The sequence below is a fragment of the Lysobacter sp. GQ73 genome, from assembly GCF_059758755.1.
This window is the reverse complement of record NZ_JCAXEE010000001.1, coordinates 1,013,028-1,031,367: the sequence shown is the minus strand read 5'-3', so window position 1 is coordinate 1,031,367 and position 18,340 is coordinate 1,013,028. Positions and strand designations below refer to the sequence as shown.

The 18,340-nt window shown below is 67.8% G+C and carries 19 protein-coding genes; 10 read left to right on the top strand and 9 right to left on the bottom strand.

What is annotated here, in order from left to right; all coding sequences use genetic code 11:
- Positions 1 to 286: 286 nt before the first annotated feature.
- The 7 genes from AC6CH2_RS04155 to ykgO form a co-directional block, all read right to left on the bottom strand.
- Positions 287 to 1,168, bottom strand: coding sequence for an alpha/beta hydrolase (locus AC6CH2_RS04155; protein ID WP_498268043.1), 882 nt, complete (start codon positions 1,166 to 1,168; stop codon positions 287 to 289).
- A gap of 64 nt (positions 1,169 to 1,232) precedes the next feature.
- A complete protein-coding gene (locus tag AC6CH2_RS04150) occupies positions 1,233 to 1,841 on the bottom strand; it encodes a TetR/AcrR family transcriptional regulator (RefSeq protein ID WP_498268042.1) in 609 nt (202 codons plus the stop codon).
- Positions 1,842 to 2,062: 221 nt separating this feature from the next.
- Positions 2,063 to 2,626, bottom strand: coding sequence for a GNAT family N-acetyltransferase (locus AC6CH2_RS04145; RefSeq protein ID WP_498268041.1), 564 nt, complete (start codon positions 2,624 to 2,626; stop codon positions 2,063 to 2,065).
- On the bottom strand, positions 2,623 to 3,510 hold the full coding sequence (locus tag AC6CH2_RS04140) for a carbon-nitrogen hydrolase (RefSeq protein WP_498268040.1): 888 nt from the start codon (positions 3,508 to 3,510) through the stop codon (positions 2,623 to 2,625). Before AC6CH2_RS04140 ends, AC6CH2_RS04145 begins: the two co-directional genes overlap by 4 nt.
- A 444-nt stretch (positions 3,511 to 3,954) precedes the next feature.
- A complete protein-coding gene (locus AC6CH2_RS04135) occupies positions 3,955 to 4,989 on the bottom strand; it encodes an agmatine deiminase family protein (RefSeq protein WP_498268039.1) in 1,035 nt (344 codons plus the stop codon).
- Positions 4,990 to 4,993: 4 nt separating this feature from the next.
- Positions 4,994 to 5,323: a hypothetical protein gene (locus tag AC6CH2_RS04130; RefSeq protein WP_435394244.1), complete on the bottom strand. Its 330-nt coding sequence runs from the start codon at positions 5,321 to 5,323 to the stop codon at positions 4,994 to 4,996.
- Between the two features lie 214 nt (positions 5,324 to 5,537).
- Positions 5,538 to 5,663, bottom strand: coding sequence for a type B 50S ribosomal protein L36 (gene ykgO, locus AC6CH2_RS04125; RefSeq protein ID WP_010342887.1), 126 nt, complete (start codon positions 5,661 to 5,663; stop codon positions 5,538 to 5,540).
- A gap of 339 nt (positions 5,664 to 6,002) precedes the next feature.
- Here ykgO and cmk point away from each other — a divergent pair, with 339 nt between their 5' ends.
- The 8 genes from cmk (at position 6,003) to galU (ending at position 14,669) form a co-directional block, all read left to right on the top strand.
- Positions 6,003 to 6,695, top strand: a complete 693-nt coding sequence (cmk, locus tag AC6CH2_RS04120) for a (d)CMP kinase (protein ID WP_498268038.1) — start codon at positions 6,003 to 6,005, stop codon at positions 6,693 to 6,695.
- A 233-nt stretch (positions 6,696 to 6,928) separates the two neighbouring features.
- Positions 6,929 to 8,617, top strand: coding sequence for a 30S ribosomal protein S1 (rpsA, locus tag AC6CH2_RS04115; RefSeq protein WP_435394246.1), 1,689 nt, complete (start codon positions 6,929 to 6,931; stop codon positions 8,615 to 8,617).
- Positions 8,618 to 8,733: 116 nt separating this feature from the next.
- Complete coding sequence (locus tag AC6CH2_RS04110) at positions 8,734 to 9,105, top strand: integration host factor subunit beta (protein WP_498268211.1); 372 nt, start codon at positions 8,734 to 8,736, stop codon at positions 9,103 to 9,105.
- A 247-nt stretch (positions 9,106 to 9,352) separates the two neighbouring features.
- The gene (locus tag AC6CH2_RS04105) at positions 9,353 to 9,631 is read left to right on the top strand and encodes a lipopolysaccharide assembly protein LapA domain-containing protein (RefSeq protein ID WP_498268037.1); all 279 of its coding nucleotides are present in this window, start codon (positions 9,353 to 9,355) and stop codon (positions 9,629 to 9,631) included.
- A 2-nt stretch (positions 9,632 to 9,633) separates the two neighbouring features.
- A complete protein-coding gene (lapB, locus tag AC6CH2_RS04100) occupies positions 9,634 to 10,812 on the top strand; it encodes a lipopolysaccharide assembly protein LapB (protein WP_435394247.1) in 1,179 nt (392 codons plus the stop codon).
- 3 nt (positions 10,813 to 10,815) lie between these two features.
- On the top strand, positions 10,816 to 11,793 hold the full coding sequence (locus AC6CH2_RS04095; protein ID WP_498268036.1) for an MraY family glycosyltransferase: 978 nt from the start codon (positions 10,816 to 10,818) through the stop codon (positions 11,791 to 11,793).
- Positions 11,794 to 11,859: 66 nt separating this feature from the next.
- A complete protein-coding gene (locus AC6CH2_RS04090; RefSeq protein WP_435394249.1) occupies positions 11,860 to 13,770 on the top strand; it encodes a polysaccharide biosynthesis protein in 1,911 nt (636 codons plus the stop codon).
- Positions 13,770 to 14,669, top strand: coding sequence for a UTP--glucose-1-phosphate uridylyltransferase GalU (gene galU, locus AC6CH2_RS04085; RefSeq protein WP_498268035.1), 900 nt, complete (start codon positions 13,770 to 13,772; stop codon positions 14,667 to 14,669). Before AC6CH2_RS04090 ends, galU begins: the two co-directional genes overlap by 1 nt.
- An 89-nt stretch (positions 14,670 to 14,758) precedes the next feature.
- Here galU and AC6CH2_RS04080 read toward each other — a convergent pair whose 3' ends face one another.
- Positions 14,759 to 15,187: a hypothetical protein gene (locus tag AC6CH2_RS04080; RefSeq protein WP_498268034.1), complete on the bottom strand. Its 429-nt coding sequence runs from the start codon at positions 15,185 to 15,187 to the stop codon at positions 14,759 to 14,761.
- Positions 15,188 to 15,278: 91 nt separating this feature from the next.
- Here AC6CH2_RS04080 and AC6CH2_RS04075 point away from each other — a divergent pair, with 91 nt between their 5' ends.
- Entirely contained in the window at positions 15,279 to 16,574 is a 1,296-nt protein-coding gene (locus AC6CH2_RS04075) for an NAD(P)/FAD-dependent oxidoreductase (RefSeq protein WP_498268033.1), read from the top strand.
- Positions 16,571 to 16,927, top strand: coding sequence for a tRNA-binding protein (locus AC6CH2_RS04070; protein ID WP_498268032.1), 357 nt, complete (start codon positions 16,571 to 16,573; stop codon positions 16,925 to 16,927). Before AC6CH2_RS04075 ends, AC6CH2_RS04070 begins: the two co-directional genes overlap by 4 nt.
- Positions 16,928 to 17,110: 183 nt before the next feature.
- Here the strand turns inward: AC6CH2_RS04070 and AC6CH2_RS04065 are convergent, their stop codons facing one another.
- The gene (locus AC6CH2_RS04065) at positions 17,111 to 18,313 is read right to left on the bottom strand and encodes an acetyl-CoA C-acyltransferase (protein WP_498268031.1); all 1,203 of its coding nucleotides are present in this window, start codon (positions 18,311 to 18,313) and stop codon (positions 17,111 to 17,113) included.
- Positions 18,314 to 18,340 lie beyond the last annotated feature (27 nt).

The window sequence follows — 18,340 nt, the reverse complement described above, 5'->3', positions numbered from 1 at the left end:
GCAAACACAACGGCGCCCAAGGGCGCCGTCTGTGCCGAAGCGGGTGGAATCGATGGGGTGAAGCCGCTCCGTTGCCGGACGGCGACTCCTACCGTATGGGGGCAGAGCTTAGAGCCTGCAACCGGGCCCGGCAATGAACGCGGTCGCGTTCACGCAGCGCGGGCAGACGCCTGGATGCTGCCCCGCGCGCCCAGTGGGCGCCGACTCGATGGCCCCGGGGCCGGCGTCGGGTTCCACCCGTCCCGAGACCGCGGCGGCCGCGTTCGCGGCCGCCCGTGCCGTGCGTTCAGGCCAGGCCGAACGGCAGGTTCGGGCTCGACACCAGGCGTTCGCCGACGTTCTCGCCGTGCAGGAAACGCAGGCCGGCCTCGATCACGCTCTCGTCCTCGAGCACCCGGCGGTGGCCGAGGCCGCGGGTGGTCAACAGGCGCGAATCAGGCCAATAGCGCGCATAGCGCTCGCCCTCGGCCCAGGGCACCTCGCGGTCGCCGAGGTCGTGCACGATCAACGCCGGGCTGGCCATCGCCGGGGCGTTGCGGTGCGCCTGCTGCGAATCGAAGCTGATGCCGATGCGCGCTTCGTAATAGGCGAACAAGCGCCGGCAGACGTCCTCGCCGACCCACAGGAGCTGGGCGAAACGCTTCACTGCGGCGACCGGGTCGGCCGCCGGCGCGATCAGCACCGCGCGCTCGGCGCGCAGGCCGCGCGCCATCGCCAGCAAAGCCGCTGCGCCGCCGAGCGAATGGCCGATCAGCACCGCGGCCGGCCCGTAGTGCTCGCCGACGGCGAACAGATGGCGGGTGAAGTCGGGCAGGGTGGCGAGGCGACCCTCGCTCTTGCCGTGCGCGGGCTGGTCGAATGCGACCACCGCGTAGCCGGCGGCGAACAGGCCCGGCAGCCAGTTGGCGATGCGGGTGCCGTGGCTCGACCAGCCATGCGCGAACAGCACGTAAGGCTGGCGCTGCGGGTCCCCCCAGACGTAGGTGACAATGCGCCGGCCGTCGACTTCCAGCGCTTCCTCGCGGGCGCCGTGGGTCGGCGCGGCGAGGGCGCGGCTGCGGGTGGACGCGAACGGGGTGCAAAACAACCGGGCCACCCGGTGCATGGTGGCGTCGGGCGCGAACCATGCGCCGGCCAGAAAACTCAGGCGCAAACCGTATAACTTCACTATGTTACGAACGGTCGTGCTAATTTTGGCGATAAGCGGATGCATGACGAACCTCGTCGGTCGCTCAGGCGGTGGGGGAGGATGCGTAGGAACGGATCAAGCGTTCGAAGGCGCGGCGCCCGCGTTCGGTCGCGGAGTCGTAGCCGAACAGGCCGGAGTCGTGGTGCACGACCAAGGCCACGCCGTAGATTTCGAAAGCCAGTTGCGCGGTGTCGGTGTCGGCACCGAGCTCGCCGGTGTCGATGGCCAGTTGCACCGCCTTGCCCAGGGCCTGCTGCCAGCCCCTTTGTTGATCGACCACGGCGGCGCGCAATGAGCCGGGGCGGTCATCGTATTCGTGGACCGCGCCAAGCAGGACGCAGCCGCCCTCGGTGTGGCGCGCCCAATCGAACCAGGCCTCGACGATGGCGCGCAGGCGCGGCAGGCCGCGCCGGTGCCGCAATGCAGGCAACAGCACATATTCGACGAAACGCTGGCTGGCCAGGTCGAGCACCGCCAGCTGCAAGTCTTCACGCGAACCGAAGTGAGCGAACACGCCGCTCTTGGACATGCCGACCGCGGCCGCCAGTGGGCCGATCGATAGGCCTTCCAACCCGGCCGAGGCGGCGATGCCATAGGCCTGCTCGAGGATCGCGTCGCGGGTCGCGGCGCCTTTGACGGTGGCGGTCAGCATCGACATGAATCCAAAATAGCACGTCCGTTCGTTTTATTGCGACCGTTCATCGGCGGCCGCCGTTCAGCTTACCGGACGCGGCCGCCCGTGCCACGGGCCTGGGTCGCAGTGCGGCCCGGCAAAGGCGAAGTGTGCCTGCAGGGGGCGTACCTTGGAGGAGGGGAAGCTAAGCCGCCGACGCGGTGCCGGCTTATGGCTGGAGCAGCGCGAGTGGCCGAGAGTCAGCGCAGGCCCGGCACGTCCTGGTCGGGTTCGCCCTGGTCGCCGTCGCCGAGCGCGCGCACCAGTTGCACGGTGTCGAGCCAGCGGCCGTGCTTGCGGCCCAGGCCCGGAAATACGCCGCCGGGCTTGAAGCCGAGGCGTTCGTGCAGGGCCACCGAGGCCCGGTTGCTGCCGTCGCCGATCACCGCGACCATCTGCCGGAAACCCAGCGCGGTGCAGTCCTCGATCAGGCGCAGCATCAGCGCGCGGCCGATGCCGCGGCCGTGGAAGCCTGGGGCGATGTAGACCGAGTTCTCGACCGTCCAGCGATAGCCGATGCGGGTGCGGTAGGCCGTCGCATAGGCATAGCCGGCGAACGCGCCGCCCTGCTCGGCGACCAGATAGGGATAACCGGCCTCGACGATCGCCCGCCAGCGCCGCCGCATTTCGGCGGCATCGGGTTCGTCGTACTCATAGGTCGCCAGGCCCTCGCGCACCTCCCGCGCATACAGCGCGGTGATCGCCTCGAGGTCGGTTTCGATCGCCGGGCGCAGCAGCGGCGAGGGAGGCGCGCCCGGGTTCAATCGCGGTACCGCTTGAGCAGGTCGGCGTAGGCGTCGATGCGGCGGTCGCGCAGGAACGGCCAGATCCGCCGCACGTGTTCGCTGCGGCCGAGGTCGACTTCGGCCATCACGATCTCGGGGTCCTGGGTCTTGGCCTCGGCCAGGAACTCGCCCTGCGGTCCGAGCACGTGGCTGGACCCCCAGAACTGGATGCCGGAGGCACCGATCGGGGAGGGTTCGTGGCCGACGCGGTTGACGCTGAGCACCGGCAGGCCGTTGGCGACCGCGTGGCCGCGATGGCTGAGGATCCAGGCGTTGCGCTGGCGGTCCTTCTCGTCCTGCTGGTCGTCCGGATCCCAGCCGATGGCGGTCGGGTACAGCAGCAGCTCGGCGCCGGCCAGCGCCATCAGGCGCGCACCTTCGGGGTACCACTGGTCCCAGCACACCAGCACGCCGAGGCGGCCGACCGAGGTCTGGATCGGCTCGAAACCGATATCGCCCGGAGTGAAGTAGAACTTCTCGTAGAAGCCCGGATCGTCCGGGATGTGCATCTTGCGGTACTTGCCGGCGGTCGAGCCATCGGCGTCGAAGACCACCGCGGTGTTGTGGTACAGCCCGGCCGCGCGGCGCTCGAACAGCGAGCTGACCAGGACCACGCCGTGGCGCTTGGCCAGGGCCGCCAGGCGCTCGGTGCTCGGGCCGGGAATCGGCTCGGCCAGGTCGAATTCGGCCACCGATTCGTGCTGGCAGAAGTAGGGGCCGTTGTGCAGTTCCTGCAGCAGCACCAACTTGGCGCCGCGCTTGGCGGCCTCGCGGACCCGGTCCTCGATATTGGCCAGGTTAGCCTCGCGCGAGCCGTGGTCGCGGTCCTGGATCAGGGCGACGGGCAGGGTGGTCTTCTTCATGCGTTCGAAAATCCGATCGTGGGGCGGCGCGCCATTGTAGAACGCGAGCTTCTCAGTCCTGGGGCTGAGCCGGAAGTCTGCGCCAACCCGGCGCTACCAGCCGTAACGGCGACCCGTCAGGCAAGCCAGTCTTCATGCTGGGGGATCATGGCGTCCTGCCGCCAGGTTTCCAGGCTTGGATAAAAGCCCGATCCCGGCCAGGGCGGCGTCGGCGCGACGGCAGACCGAGTCAAGTGGACGACGGCGACCCGTCTCGAGCCACCCAGCACTTCGAAGAGGGCGTCGTCGCCGTTGCCGCGTGCGATCAACCCCAGCGGCAAGCCGTGCAAGGGATGGCCGGGCGAAAGCTCGCGCTGCAGTTGCTCGAGCCAGGCGCGATGGAATGACTCGTCGAACAGATCTTGCGTTTCTGTTCAAGGTTCGAGCCACTCCATCGACGTTCGCTCAGGTCACCAGTCCCTGCGGCAACTGCATGGTCACGCAATGCAGGCTGCCGTTCTGCCAGATCAGGGCGCGGCAGGGCACCGGCACGATCTCGCGGTCGGGGAAAGCCTGCGCCAGCACGACCTGGGCCTGGGCATCGGCGGCGTCGCCGTAGGCCGGCATCAGCACGGCGCCGTTGATGATGAGGAAGTTCGCGTAACTCGCGGCCAGCCTTCGGTTTTCGTCGATCACCGGCTGCGCCCACGGCAGCGCGAACAGGCGATAGGGCTGGCCGTCGCGGGTGCGCAACGCCGCCAGTTCGGCGGCCATCGCCTGCAGTTCGGTGTAGTGCGAATCGGTCGGGTCGTCGCAGCCCTGGTAGACGATGGCGTCGGGCGCGGCGAAGCGGGCCAGGGTGTCGATATGGGCGTCGGTGTCGTCGCCCTCGAGATAGCCGTGGTCCAGCCACAGCACCCGGTCCTGCTGCAGCCAGCCGGCCAGCTTGGCGGTGATTTCCTCGCGACTGGCCTGCGGGTGACGTTCGTGCAGGCATTGCCAGGTGCTCAGCAAGGTGCCGGCCCCGTCGGTCTCGATAGCGCCGCCTTCCAAAGCAAAATCAATGCTTTGGCGGACACTGTTCGAGAAGGTTCCCATGTCGGTGAGGCGTTCGACCAGCAGATCGTCCTGGCTGGCGTCGAACTTGCCGCCCCAGCCGGTGAAGCGGAAGTCGAGCAGGCGGAAGCCATCGCCGTCTCGCAGGCTGATCGGGCCCGAGTCGCGCAGCCAGGTGTCGTCGTAGGGCGCTTCGATGAAGCGCACCCGGGACATGTCGATGCGCGCCGAGGACAGGCGCGCGCGGGCATAGGCCTGGACGTCGTCGTCGGCCACGCAGATCAGCACGGGTTGGTAGCGGACGATGGCCGCGACCAGGGCGATGTAGGTTTCTTCGACCTCGCCCAGGCGCTCGGCCCAGTCGGTGTCGGCATTCGGCCAAGCGACAAGAACCGCGGACTGGGGTTCCCACTCCGCGGGGAAGCGCAATACGTTTTTATTCATAGCCTCAAAGGATAGGCGGTTTCGGCCCGATTTCCTCAGCGTCGGCCTTGTTGGCGACCACGTCGATCACCCGGCTTTTCTCGAAATAGACGGTGAAGGCCGGATAGACCCAGCGGTTGATCTGCGGCCATTGCCGCTTCTGGCCGCCGCGCGGGTCCATGCGCTGGGTCGGCTCGCCATAGCGCGCCTTGACCTGGTCCATGCTCTGGCCACGGGACGGCAGCAAAGCCTTGCCTTCCTCCTGCACGCGCTGGATCAGCAGGGTCTCGGCGGAGACGGCGCCGGAGAAGGCGAGCAGGGCGAGCAGCGGGGCAACGGCGATACGCAATTTCATGGAAGAGCCACCTCGTCAAAGGACGCGGGGATTCTAGTCACAAGCTGACGCTTAACGGCAGCGTGCGGCCGTCACGGTTTGGCGAAGCCGAGGGCGGATCGGGCCGGAGAACGAAGAAAGCCGCCTGGCGGCGGCTTTCGGCTTCGAACCTTGGACGGCCAGGGGCCGTCCCGCGGGTCTCAGCGCTGACGCGCCTCGGCCACGCTGATCTGTTTCAGCGCTGACGCGCCTTGAAACGCGGGTTCGACTTGCAAATCACGAAGACCTTGCCGCGGCGGCGGACGACTTTGCAGTCGCGGTGACGGGCCTTCGCCGACTTCAGGGAGGACAGGACCTTCATGAGAACCTCGGCAAAAATGGGATGAAAGAAGCGGGGTGGAAAAGTTAGCCCGCGATTGTAACGGACAAATCTTCGTCCGATCAAGTGCTTGCGTGAAAAAAATCCAGCCGGCGCCGGCGAGGGGCTAAATCGCCGCGTCCGGGGCGGTGTGCCGCCGGCCTCCCGTCGCGAGGCTCGGTCTCGGGATCGTCCGCCGGGTTCGCCGGATCGGGTCGGTCAGGAGCGACCCGGCAGGCCAGCCTGCAGAGCGGGGCGCTGCACCGAGTCCGGGCCTCGATCTGCATCGATCGGCTGCGATCGCGGGGCGAAAGCACGGGCGGCCGTCGCATAATGATACGCATGAACAGCGCATCCTCAGACAACAACACTATCCCCGTCCTCACCATCGACGGGCCCTCGGGCTCGGGCAAGGGCACCATCAGCCGCCTAGTCGCGCAGCGCCTGGGCTGGCATTACCTCGATTCGGGCGCGCTTTACCGCGCGGTCGGCGTCGCCGCGGGCTGGGCCGACCTCGACCTGGCCGACCCGGCCGCCCTGGTCCGCTGCGCCTTCGACACCCACATCGGCTTTCGCGACGACGAGCGCGGCGAGCTGCGGGTCCTGATCAACGAGGTCGATGCGACCGACGAGCTGCGCACCGAAACCGCCGGCGCCGCAGCCTCTGCGATTGCCGCGATTCCCGAGGTCCGGGCCGCGCTCAAAGACCGCCAACGCGCGTTCAGGCAGGCGCCGGGGCTGGTCGCGGACGGTCGCGACATGGGCACGGTGATCTTCCCGGACGCCCCGTTCAAGGTGTTCCTGACCGCCAGCGCCGACGAAAGGGCCGAAAGGCGCTATAAGCAGTTGAAAGACAAAGGGGTTTCGGTTACTTTAGACGGTCTGCTACGGGAGATTCTTGCCCGCGACGCCCGCGACGCCCAGCGTTCGGTGGCGCCGTTGCGCCCGGCCGAAGACGCCGTGCGCATCGATACCACCGGTCTGGGCATCGACACGGTAGTCGAACAGGTGCTGGCTTTGTTGCCCGCGCGCTGAACGGCACGAGCGCACGCGATGCGTCCGTGGCAGATGCAGTCGCAACACCATGCAGTCGCAACAAACGTCGTTTCACAGCCCCGTCGCAATCCTGCGGCGGATCAACCAATAACACATGGTGCAGTTCCATCGCGCCACATAACGGGTGGGTCGACCACGTACTGCTTGCGTTGCCAGTCCGGCAACGATGTCAGACGGTGCGGCCCGTGTGTTCAACCGAGATATCCAATCCAATGACCGAATCATTTGCCGAACTGTTCGAAGCCAGCCAGCAATACCTGGCCAAGCTGAAGCCGGGCGCCATCGTCACCGGTACCGTCGTGGAAGTGCGCGGCGACGTAGTGGTGATCAACGCCGGCCTGAAGTCCGAAGGCATTGTGCCGATCGAACAGTTCCGTAACGACGCCGGCGAGATCGACGTTGCCGTTGGCGACGAGGTCAAGGTCGCACTCGACTCGATCGAGAACGGCTTTGGCGAAACCGTGCTGTCGCGCGAGAAGGCCAAGCGCGCAATGGTGTGGGACGAGCTCGAAGAGGCGCTCGAAAAGAACGAGACCATCACCGGCCGCATCAGCGGCAAGGTCAAGGGTGGTTTCACCGTCGACATCAAGGATGTCCGCGGCTTCCTGCCGGGTTCGCTGGTGGACGTGCGCCCGGTGCGCGACTCCGCCTACCTGGAAGGCAAGGAACTCGAGTTCAAGCTGATCAAGCTGGACCGCAAGCGCAACAACATCGTCGTCTCCCGCCGTGCGGTGGTCGAGAGCGAGTACAGCGTCGAGCGCGAACAGCTGATGGAGAAGCTGCAGGAAGGCGCGATCCTCAAGGGCGTCGTCAAGAACCTCACCGACTACGGTGCGTTCGTCGACCTCGGCGGCATCGACGGCCTGCTGCACATCACCGACATGGCGTGGAAGCGCGTGCGTCACCCCTCGGAAGTGGTGGAAGTCGGTCAGGAACTCGACGTCCGCGTGCTCAAGTACGACCGCGAGCGCAACCGCGTCAGCCTCGGCCTCAAGCAGCTGGGCGAGGATCCGTGGGACAACATCGCCCGCCGCTACCCGGCCAACACCCGCGTGTTCGGCAAGGTCAGCAACGTCACCGATTACGGCGCGTTCGTCGAGATCGAGCCGGGCGTCGAGGGCCTGGTCCACGTCTCCGAAATGGATTGGACCAACAAGAACGTCAACCCGTCCAAGATCGTGCAGGTCGGCGACGAAGTTCAGGTCATGGTCCTCGACGTCGATGAAGAGCGTCGCCGTATCTCGCTGGGCATGAAGCAGGTCACCTCGAACCCGTGGGAGACCTTCGCGGCCATCCACAAGAAGGGCGACAAGGTCGAAGGCCAGATCAAGTCGATCACCGACTTCGGCATCTTCATCGGCCTGGACGGCGGTATCGACGGCCTGGTCCACCTGTCCGACATCAGCTGGAACACCACCGGCGAAGACGTGGTCCGCAACTACAAGAAGGGCGACACGCTGGAAGCCGTGGTCCTGGCCGTGGATCCGGAGCGCGAGCGCATCAGCCTCGGCGTGAAGCAGCTCGAGCAGGACCCGATGGGTCAGTACGTGGCTTCCAACGCCAAGGGCTCGATCGTCAAGGGCACGGTCAAGGAAGTCGACGCCAAGGGCGCGACGATCGAACTGGCCGACGGCATCGAAGGCTACGTCGCCGCGCGCGACATCGCCAAGGAGCGCGTCGAAGACGCTTCGCAGTACCTCAAGGTCGGCCAGGAAGTCGAAGCCAAGATCATCGGCACCGACCGCAAGGGCCGCAGCATGCAGCTGTCGATCAAGGCCAAGGACGAGCACGAGCAGCAGGAAGCGATGGCCGATTACAACCGCCAGACCTCCGAAGCCGCCAGCGGCACCACCAGCCTCGGCGCGTTGCTGCGCGAGCGTCTGGGCGGCAAGTCCGAGTAATCGCTGCACGCGTCACGCTACAGGCAATACGGCCCGGTCTATCCGGGCCGGGTTTTACCGATGCATCCGCCGAGGCGGCCCGGCATGGCCGGGTCGCCTTCGGTCTGCGGTAGGGGATCGCAGCCGATCGCGACGTCCGCACGACTTTCTTCACGACCTTCCCAAGGCAAGGCCACGCTTCGTCCATGACCAAGTCCGAACTCATCGAGATCCTTTCGCAGCGTCAGGCCCATCTCAAGGGCGACGATGTGGATCTGGCGGTGAAGGCTTTGCTGGAAATGATGGGCGGCGCCCTGTCGGCCGGCGAGCGGATCGAGATCCGCGGCTTCGGCAGCTTTTCGCTGCACTATCGTCCGCCGCGCCTGGGCCGCAACCCGAAGACCGGCGAGTCGGTCGCGCTGCCCGGCAAGCACGTCCCGCACTTCAAGCCCGGCAAGGAATTGCGCGAACGCGTCAGCGGCGTCACCCCGCTGGACGAAGAAGGCTGAAGTCCTGGGAATGTTTGGCGGCTGCGCCGCCGCGAGCAGCGAGGAACGAGCGGCATCGCCGCCGGCCCGCTCTCGATACCTTATCTATACGCATTGGCCGCACCGGCCGTGGGTAGGGCGATCACGCCCTGACTCGCTCCTTACTCATCCAAACTCGTTTTCCCCCGGCTAATACGCCGCGCGCATGCGCGTCCGTTAAGCTAGGCGCGACACGCACGAGATCGTGCACGACCTCCCGGAACTCCCCATGCGCGTGATCCGTCTTCTCATCGCCCTGGCCTGCCTCGCGGCAGGGGCGATCCTCGGCGCCCTGAACCGCCAGATCGTCAGCATCGACCTCGGCATCGGTTTCGTCCCGGCGACCTCGCTCGGCATCGCCCTGATCGTCGCCCTGTTGCTGGGCGCCCTCATCGGCGGCCTGGCGATCAGCGCCAGCGTGGTCCTGCCGCTGCGCCGCCGCCTCAGCCGCGCCGAGCGTGCGGTGAGCGCCGCGCCCGCGCCCCCGCTCGCCGGTCCCGAGGTCTGAGCATGGAATTCATCAGCCAGTGGTTCTGGTTCTTCCTGTTGCTGCCGGTGGCGGCGGTGAGCGGTTGGGTGATCGGGCGGCGAGGGGGCGAGCGGCATAGCGACAATCAGGTCAGCCGCCTGTCGACCACCTATTTCCGCGGCCTCAACTACCTGCTCAACGAACAGCCCGACAAGGCGATCGAGCTGTTCCTGCACATCGCCGAACTCGACAAGGACACCTTCGAGACCCAGGTCGCGCTCGGCCACCTGTTTCGCCGCCGCGGCGAAGTCGACCGCGCGATCCGTCTGCACCAGGCCCTGGTGCAGCGGCCCGGGCTGAGCGACCAGCAGAAGGTCCAGGCCTTGCTCGCGCTCGGCGAGGACTACATGCGTTCGGGGCTGCTCGATCGCGCCGAGACGGTATTCAGCGATCTGGTCGCGCTGGACATGCGCGCGCCGCTGGCCCTGCGTCACCTGATCGGCATCTATCAGTCCGAACGCGACTGGGACAAGGCGATCGAGAACGCCCAGCGTTACGAAGCCGCGACCGGCGAGCCGATGGGCAAACTGATCGCCCAGTTCGAATGCGAACTGGCCGACCGCTACCGCGCCGCCGGCGATACCGATGCCGCCCGCGCGGCGGTCAAGCGCGCCTACGAGGCCGATGCCAATTCGGTCCGCGCCGGCATGCTGGAAGGGCGCATCGAGGTGGAGACCGGCAACGACGCCGCGGCGATCCGCGCCTTCGAGCGCGTCGCCCGCGCCGACCCCGATTACCTGCCGGAAGTGTTGCCGGCCTTGCTGAGCTGCTACGAACGCGGCGGCGACGCCACCGGCGCCCGCGCCTTCCTGGCCGAGATGTGCGAGCACTACCGCGGCATCGCCCCGGTGCTGGCGCTGACCCGGATGGTCGAAGCCGAGGATGGCGTACCGGCCGCGCGCGCCTATCTGGCCCGCCAGCTCAAGGACCGCCCGTCGGTGCGCGGCGAAGCGGCGCTGATCGACCTGACCATCGCCGAGAACGCCGACCCGCTGGCGACCCTGCACGACCTCAAGCACATCACCGACCAGTTGCTGGTGCGCAATCCGAGTTACCGCTGCAATCGTTGCGGCTTCGGCGCCCGCAGTCACCACTGGCAATGCCCGAGCTGCAAGGAATGGGGTTCGGTCAAGCCGCTGCTGAACTACGCGGTGGTCTGAGCGATGTGGCAATGGATCGCCATCTATGCGGCGCTCGGCGCCGCAGGCACTTGGCTGGCGCGCGCCTATGCGCTGCACAGCCGGCTCATCGACGAGCCGGGCGAACGCCGCAGCCATAGCGTGGCCACGCCGCGCGGCGGCGGTATCGCCATCGTCGCCGCGGTGTTGGTCGCCGCGGCTGCGCTCGGCATCCGCTTTCCCTCGCACGCGCCGCTCGCCTTGGCCTTCGGCATCGGCCTGCTGCTGATCGCCGGGATCGGCTGGGTCGACGACCACCGGCCCCTGTCGCCGTGGCTGCGCCTGGGCGTGCACGGCTTGGCGGCGGCGCTGCTGGCGTTCGCGGTCTGGTATGTGCTGGGCAATCCCTGGCTGGCGTTGGCGGCGTTCGCGTTGGCAGTGGGACTGCCCAACGTCTGGAACTTCATGGACGGCATCAACGGCCTGGCCGCGTCGCAGGCGGCGCTGGTCGCGCTGGGCCTGGTCTGGCTCGGCGGGCCGGTCTGGAGCTGGCTGGCGCTGGCCTTGCTGGCCGCGTGCATGGGCTTTCTGCCGTTCAATTTCCCCCGTGCGCGGATCTTCATGGGCGACGTGGGCAGCGGCGCGATCGGCTACGCGATCGCCGCCTTGTGCGTGCTCGCCGCGAGCGGCCTGGGCCAGCGTTCAGGCCTGTTGTTGTTGCCGCTGGCCGCATTCATGGTCGACTCCGGCCTGACCCTGCTGCGGCGGGTCCGGCGCGGCGAACGCTGGTGGACCCCGCATACTCAGCATGCTTACCAAGTCTGGGCCCGGCGCATCGGCCACACCCGGGTCACGCTCGCCTATGCGGTTTTCACGCTGCTGTCGCTAGCCTGCGTGCGCTATGTGACCGAAGTCCGAACCGGTTTCATCTTGTGTATGGGAGCCGCGTGGTATATGTCCGGCGCTTTTTTTTGGTGGCTGATCCAGAAGACCGGACGCGAATCCGGCGACCCGATCGGCTAGGACGAACCGAGCGGCCCGATCTGCGATCCGGCCGGACCGATTGATTTTCTTCAGTAGGGGCAGGGAATGAGTTCATTGCGCGATCGTCTGAAAGGCGGCCTGCCGCGGTTGGCGGTGGTCGTGCACGATCTCGCGATGGTCTGGCTGGTCTGGCAGGCGCTGCACAAGCTGCGCTTCGGCATCACCGCCACCCCGCCGACCCTGCCGCTGTGGTCGACCGAGATCGCCCTGGTCCTGGCCGCGCAAGGCCTGGTGTTCTGGCAGGTCGGCCTGTACCGCGGCCTGTGGCGCTTCGCCGGCGTGCCCGACCTATGGAACATCTTCAAGGCCTGCATGCTGGGCCTGTTCGCGATCGTCCTGGGCCTGTTCCTGTATAACCGCGTCGACGCCGTGCCGCGCACCGTGCTGGTGCTGTACCCGCTGGTGCTGATGGGCATGCTCGGCGCGCCGCGCCTGCTGTACCGGGCCTGGAAGGACAGCCGCATCGACAGCGCCAACGCGGTCTCGGTGCGGATCCTGATCCTCGGCGCCGGCCGCGCCGGCGAGGCCCTGGTCCGCGACCTGCGCCGCTTCGGCACCTATCATCCGGTCGGCTTCCTCGACGACGCCGCGCGCCTGCGCGGCAGCAAGGTCCAGGGCGTGCCTGTGCTCGGCAACGTCGACGACGTCGCCGAGATCGCCCGCGAGACCGCGGCCAAGCTGCTGGTCATCGCCATGCCCTCGGCCGACGCCAATGCGATGCAGCGCGTGGTCATGGCCTGCGAACGTACCGGCGTGCCGTTCCGGATGGTGCCGCGCCTGCAGGACGTGCTCGAAGGGCGCTCGCTGCCCGGCGAACTCAAGGAAGTCGCGATCGAGGACTTGCTCGGCCGCAAGCCGGTGCTGCCGGACTGGAAGGCGATCCGCGCCTGGCTCGGCGCGCGCTCGGTGCTGGTCACCGGCGCCGGCGGCTCGATCGGTTCCGAGCTGTGCCGCCAGTGCGCGCGCCATGGCGCCGGCCGCATCGCCCTGATCGAGATCGACGAGCTGGCCCTGGTCACCACCGAGACCGCGCTGCGCCGCGATTTCCCCGACGTCGAATTCATTCCGATCCTCGGCGACTGCGGCGACAAGGCGGTCATCGAATACGCACTCAAGCTGGCCTCGCCCGACGCCGCCTTCCACGCCGCCGCCTACAAGCAGGTGCCGTTGCTGGAGGCGCAATTGCGCGAGGCGGTGCGCAACAACGTGCTGGCCACCGAGACGGTGGCGCGCGCCTGCCGCGCCGCCGGGGTCGGCACCTTCGTGCTGATTTCCACCGACAAGGCGGTCGACCCGGTCAACGTGCTCGGCGCGACCAAGCGCCTGGCCGAGATGACCTGCCAGTCGCTGGCCGACCAGCGCGCCACCCGCTTCGTCACCGTGCGCTTCGGCAACGTGCTCGACTCGGCCGGCAGCGTGGTGCCCTTGTTCCGCGAACAGATCCGCAGCGGCGGCCCGGTCACGGTTACCGATCCGGAGGTGACTCGGTTCTTCATGACCATTCCGGAGGCCTGCCAGTTGATCCTGCAGGCTTCGGCGATCGGCACCCACGAGGCCATCTACACCCTCGACATGGGCGAGCCGGTGCCGATCCGCCTGCTGGCCGAGCAGATGATCCGCCTGGCCGGCAAGACCCCGGGCCGCGACGTCGCCATCGTCTACACCGGCCTGCGCCCGGGCGAAAAACTGCACGAGACCTTGTTCCATGCCGACGAGCGTTATCGCCCGACGGTGCATCCGAAGATTCTCCAGGCCGAGCCGCGCGACGTGTCGAGCCTGGCCCTGGAGAACTCGCTGCAGCAGTTGCGCGATGCGTCGATCCGCTACGACCGCGAGGCGCTCGGTACCTTGCTGCGCATCGCGGTGCCGGAGTTCCGTCCGGTCGGTGAACATCCCGATTACAAGGAATCGGCTACGGTGGTGGCGTTCCCCGCCCGTAACGCCAGGAAGATTTGATGGAAACACGTATTCGCAAGGCTGTTTTTCCGGTCGCCGGCCTCGGCACCCGTTTTCTCCCCGCGACCAAGACCGTGCCGAAGGAAATGCTGCCGATCATCGATCGGCCGCTGATCCAGTACGCCGTCGACGAGGCGATCGAAGCCGGTTGCGACACCCTGGTGTTCATCACCAACCGCTACAAGCACGCGGTCGCCGACTACTTCGACAAGGCCTACGAGCTCGAACACAAGCTCGAACGCTCCGGCAAGACCGAACAACTCGAACTGATCCGCAACGTGCTGCCGCAAGGCGTGCGCGCGGTGTTCGTGACCCAGGCCGAAGCCCTGGGCCTGGGCCATGCGGTGTTGTGCGCCAAGGAAGTGATCGGCAACGAGCCCTTCGCGGTGCTGCTGCCCGACGACGTGATCTGGAACCGCGGCCCGGGCGCGCTCAAGCAGATGGCCGACGCCGCGCAGAGCGGCGGCGCCAGCGTCATCGCGGTCCAGGACGTGCCGCGCGAGCAGACTGCGAGCTACGGCATCGTCGCCACCGAGGCTTTCCAGGGCCGCCAGGGCCGGATCCGCGCCATCGTCGAGAAGCCGTCGCCGGAGGTCGCGCCGAGCACGCTCGCCGTGGTCGGCCGTTACGTGCTCAATCCCGGTATTTTCGAATTGCTCGAAACCACCACGCCCGGCGCCGGCGGCGAGATCCAGCTCACCGACGCCATCGCGACGCTGCTCGAACGCGAAACCGTCAACGCCTACCGCTTCCAGGGCACGCGCTTCGATTGCGGCACCCACCTGGGCCTGATCGAGGCTACGATCCGCTATGCCCTCGATCACGAGAAGCTCAGCGACTCGGCGCGCCAGATGATGCAGAACGCGCTCAACGAACTCGGCGTCGAAGACCTCGAGTAAGCAGCGGGCAGGGCATAGTCGTGCAACTCATGGGCCGCGGATGCGGCCCATGATCGTTTGATCGTTTGGTCGGCCAGCGCCGGCTGCGATCAGCCGGGCCAGGCCCAGGTCGCCGCGGCCGCTGCCGCGAACATCCCGGCGGCGACCTGCGCGATCCGGCCCAGGCGCTCGCTGCGCCGCGACCATCGCAAGGCCGCCTGTTCGCGCAGCACCCGCACGTCGCGGTAGGTCTTCCAGGCGCGCGGCGGGAAACGGCCTTCCTCGCGCGCGGCCCGTCCGAGCCGGCGCAGACTGCGGCCCCACAGCGCACTCGGCAAGGCCGCCGCGATCGACATCGCGGCGATCGCGCCGCGCAGCCAACGCCGCGCCTCCTGAGGCGCACTCGCCAGCGCGTGCGCCTGCACCGCCTGCAGCCAGCCGTGCAGCAGCCACAGTCCGATCGCACAGACAGCCAGCAGCGCGGCCAACAGCCACAGGCTGCGTCTGCGGTAGGCTAGGTCGGCGCGGTGGATCTCCATCGTCTGCGTCTCGGCGTTCGGTGTGGCGGCGCGGTCATGCACCGGCCGCCGCGGCGCCGGCCGGCATCATCAAACCCGTTGCGACCCGCTCATGTCCATACCCGCCGAAAGTTATTACCGCGCCAGCATCGAACGCCAGCCTTCATGGCCGGCGTTCGAAGGCAAACGCCAGACCCGGGTGTGCGTGATCGGCGGCGGCTTCGCCGGGCTCAATACCGCCCTGGGACTGGCCGAGCGCGGCCTGAGCGAGGTGACCCTGATCGAGGCGCAGGCCATCGGCCACGGCGCTTCCGGCCGCAACGGCGGCTTCGTGTTCGGCGGTTATTCGCGCGGCGAAGACGCCTTGTTGCGCGAGCTCGGGCCGCAGCGCGCCCGCGCGCTGTACGCCGGCACCACCGGCGCGGTCGAGCTGATCCGCTCGCGCATCCATCGTCACGGCATCGCCTGCGACGCCACCGAGGCCGGGGTGATCTGGGCCAACTGGTTTCGCGACCGCGAAGTACTGCGTTCGCGCCAGGCCCTGCTGTCCGAACACTACGGCGTCGACTGGCAATGGTGGTCGCGCGAACGCTTGCGCGAACAGGTGCGCAGCGAGCGCTATCACGAGGCCCTGTTCGAACCGCAGGCCCTGCATTTTCATCCGCTCAAGTACGCGCATGGGCTGGCGGCGCTGGCCGAAAGCCGCGGCGTCGCCGTGCACGAACGCAGCCCGGCGCTCGCGCTGGAGCGCCAGGGTTCGGCCTGGCGGATCCGGACCGAGCGCGGCGAGATCGAAGCCGAACAGGTCGTGCTCGCCTGCGGCGGTTACCTGGCCGGGCTGCGCCGCGAGGTCGATGCCGGGGTGATGCCGATCGCGACTTACGTCATGGTGACCGAGCCGCTCGGCGAGCGGCTCGACGAGGCCCTGCGCACGCGCGCCGCGGTCTACGACACACGTTTCGCCTTCGACTATTATCGGCCGCTGCCGGACACGCGCCTGCTCTGGGGCGGACGCATCTCGGTGCTGGACCGCTCGCCGCAGGCGGTCAAGCGCTTGCTCTATCGCGACCTGCTCAAGGTGTTTCCGCAACTGGCCGGCGTCCGGGTCGATTACGCCTGGTCGGGCCTGATGAGTTATGCGCGCCATCAGATGCCGCAGATCGGCCGGATCGGCGAGGGCCTGTGGCTGGCCCAGGCCTTCGGCGGGCACGGCGTCGCGCCGACCACCTTCGCCGGCGAAACCGTCGCGGCGGCGATCGCCCGAGGCGACGAGGGCTGGCGCGAGCTGTCCGACTACGGCCTGGTTTCGGCGATGAAACCCGCCGGCCTGCTGGCGGCGCAGCTGAGCTACACCTGGGCGCAACTCAAGGACGCCTGCAAAGAACGCACAGAGGGAAGGGCAGGATGAGCGATACCGATAACAGTCAGGCCGGATTGATCGCATGGAGCGACTTCGAGAAAGTCGTGATCTGCGCCGGCACCGTGACCCGGGTCGAGGAGTTTCCGCAGGCGCGCAAGCCGGCCTGGAAGCTGTGGGTCGATTTCGGCCCGCACGGCCTGCGCAAGACCAGCGCACAGATTCGCGATCTGTATTCGGCCGAGGACCTGGTCGGGCGGCAGATCGTCGGGGTGATCAATTTCCCACCGAAGCAGATCGGGCCGTTCGTGTCCGAGTTCCTGTTGACCGGTTTCCCGACCGAGCAGGGCGTGGTGATCACCGCCCTCGAGCGGCCGGTGCCGAACGGAACGCGTCTGGCCTGAGGTCGGCGTAACGGATCTGCGTTCGAGGGCAGAGCGGCGCAGGCCGCGGCAGCGAACCGTGGCCCGCGCCGTCGCTGCGATGGCGCTGTCGCAGTTCCGCCGTTGGTCTTGAACGACGAAGGCGACCGGAAGCCGGTCGCCTTCGATGCATCGCGAACCTCCCGGCCAGCCGGGGGGCGTGGCTTACAGCGACTCGAACACGCCGGCCGCGCCCATGCCGGTGCCGATGCACATCGTCACCAGGCCGTACTTCTGCTTGCGGCGCTGCAAGCCGTGGACGATCGTCGCGGTACGCACCGCGCCGGTCGCGCCGAGCGGGTGGCCGAGCGCGATCGCGCCGCCGAGCGGGTTGACCTTGGACGGGTCGAGATCGCTGTCGCGGATCACCGCCAGGGCCTGCGCGGCGAAGGCTTCGTTGAGTTCGATCCAGTCGATCTGGTCCTTGGTCAGGCCGGCCTGCTTGAGCGCCTTAGGAATCGCGGCGATCGGGCCGATGCCCATCACTTCCGGACGCACGCCGGCGACCGAGAAGCTGACGAAGCGGGCGAGCGGAGTCAGGCCGTAGTCCTTGACCGCCTGCCCGGAGGCCAGCAACACCGCGGCGGCGCCGTCGCTCATCTGCGAGCTGGTGCCGGCGGTGACGCTGCCGCCGAACTGGCCGTTGCGGAACACCGGCTTGAGCTTGGCCAGCGCTTCCAGCGAAGCGTCCGGACGCGGGCCCTCGTCGAGTTCGACCAGGCTCTTGCGCAACTTGATCGTGTTGCCCGACAGGTCCGGTACGCGCGAGACGACTTCGAGCGGGCTGATCTCGCTCTTGAACTCGCCGGCCTGGATTGCGGCGATGGCTTTCTGGTGCGAGGCCAGCGCGAACGCGTCCTGGTCTTCGCGCGAGATCTTCCACTCCTCGGCGACCTTTTCGGCGGTGATGCCCATGCCGTAGGCGATGGCGACGTGGTCGTCGTTGAACACCGACGGCGACAGCGCGACCTTGTTGCCCATCATCGGCACCATCGACATCGACTCGGTGCCGCCGGCCAGCATCAGGTCGGCGTTGCCGAGGCGGATTTCGTTGGCCGCCAGCGCGACCGCCTGCAGGCCGGAAGAGCAGAAGCGGTTGATGGTCTGCGCGGCGATGGTGTTGGGCAGGCCGGCCAGCAGCACGCCGATGCGCGCCACGTTCATGCCTTGCTCGCCCTCGGGCATGGCGCAGCCGATGATCGCGTCGTCGATGCGGTTGACGTCGATGCCCGGCGCCTGCGCGATCACCGACTTGAGCACGTGCGCGAGCATGTCGTCGGGACGGGTGTTGCGGAACACACCGCGCGGGGCCTTGCCGACCGGGGTACGGGTGGCGGCGACGATGTAGGCTTCTTGAACTTGTTTCATGTGCTTTCTCCGAAAGCGGGATTCGGG

Coding starts and splice junctions, on each gene's coding strand:
- AC6CH2_RS04135 (WP_498268039.1), bottom strand. CDS start 4,989: ATGAATAAAAACGTATTGCGCTTCCCCGCGGAGTGGGAACCCCAGTCC.
- AC6CH2_RS04150 (WP_498268042.1), bottom strand. CDS start 1,841: ATGCTGACCGCCACCGTCAAAGGCGCCGCGACCCGCGACGCGATCCTC.
- ykgO (WP_010342887.1), bottom strand. CDS start 5,663: ATGAAGGTCCTGTCCTCCCTGAAGTCGGCGAAGGCCCGTCACCGCGAC.
- AC6CH2_RS04075 (WP_498268033.1), top strand. CDS start 15,279: ATGTCCATACCCGCCGAAAGTTATTACCGCGCCAGCATCGAACGCCAG.
- AC6CH2_RS04140 (WP_498268040.1), bottom strand. CDS start 3,510: ATGAAGAAGACCACCCTGCCCGTCGCCCTGATCCAGGACCGCGACCAC.
- AC6CH2_RS04090 (WP_435394249.1), top strand. CDS start 11,860: ATGAGTTCATTGCGCGATCGTCTGAAAGGCGGCCTGCCGCGGTTGGCG.
- AC6CH2_RS04095 (WP_498268036.1), top strand. CDS start 10,816: ATGTGGCAATGGATCGCCATCTATGCGGCGCTCGGCGCCGCAGGCACT.
- rpsA (WP_435394246.1), top strand. CDS start 6,929: ATGACCGAATCATTTGCCGAACTGTTCGAAGCCAGCCAGCAATACCTG.
- AC6CH2_RS04080 (WP_498268034.1), bottom strand. CDS start 15,187: ATGGAGATCCACCGCGCCGACCTAGCCTACCGCAGACGCAGCCTGTGG.
- AC6CH2_RS04105 (WP_498268037.1), top strand. CDS start 9,353: ATGCGCGTGATCCGTCTTCTCATCGCCCTGGCCTGCCTCGCGGCAGGG.
- lapB (WP_435394247.1), top strand. CDS start 9,634: ATGGAATTCATCAGCCAGTGGTTCTGGTTCTTCCTGTTGCTGCCGGTG.
- AC6CH2_RS04065 (WP_498268031.1), bottom strand. CDS start 18,313: ATGAAACAAGTTCAAGAAGCCTACATCGTCGCCGCCACCCGTACCCCG.
- AC6CH2_RS04130 (WP_435394244.1), bottom strand. CDS start 5,323: ATGAAATTGCGTATCGCCGTTGCCCCGCTGCTCGCCCTGCTCGCCTTC.
- AC6CH2_RS04070 (WP_498268032.1), top strand. CDS start 16,571: ATGAGCGATACCGATAACAGTCAGGCCGGATTGATCGCATGGAGCGAC.
- cmk (WP_498268038.1), top strand. CDS start 6,003: ATGAACAGCGCATCCTCAGACAACAACACTATCCCCGTCCTCACCATC.
- galU (WP_498268035.1), top strand. CDS start 13,770: ATGGAAACACGTATTCGCAAGGCTGTTTTTCCGGTCGCCGGCCTCGGC.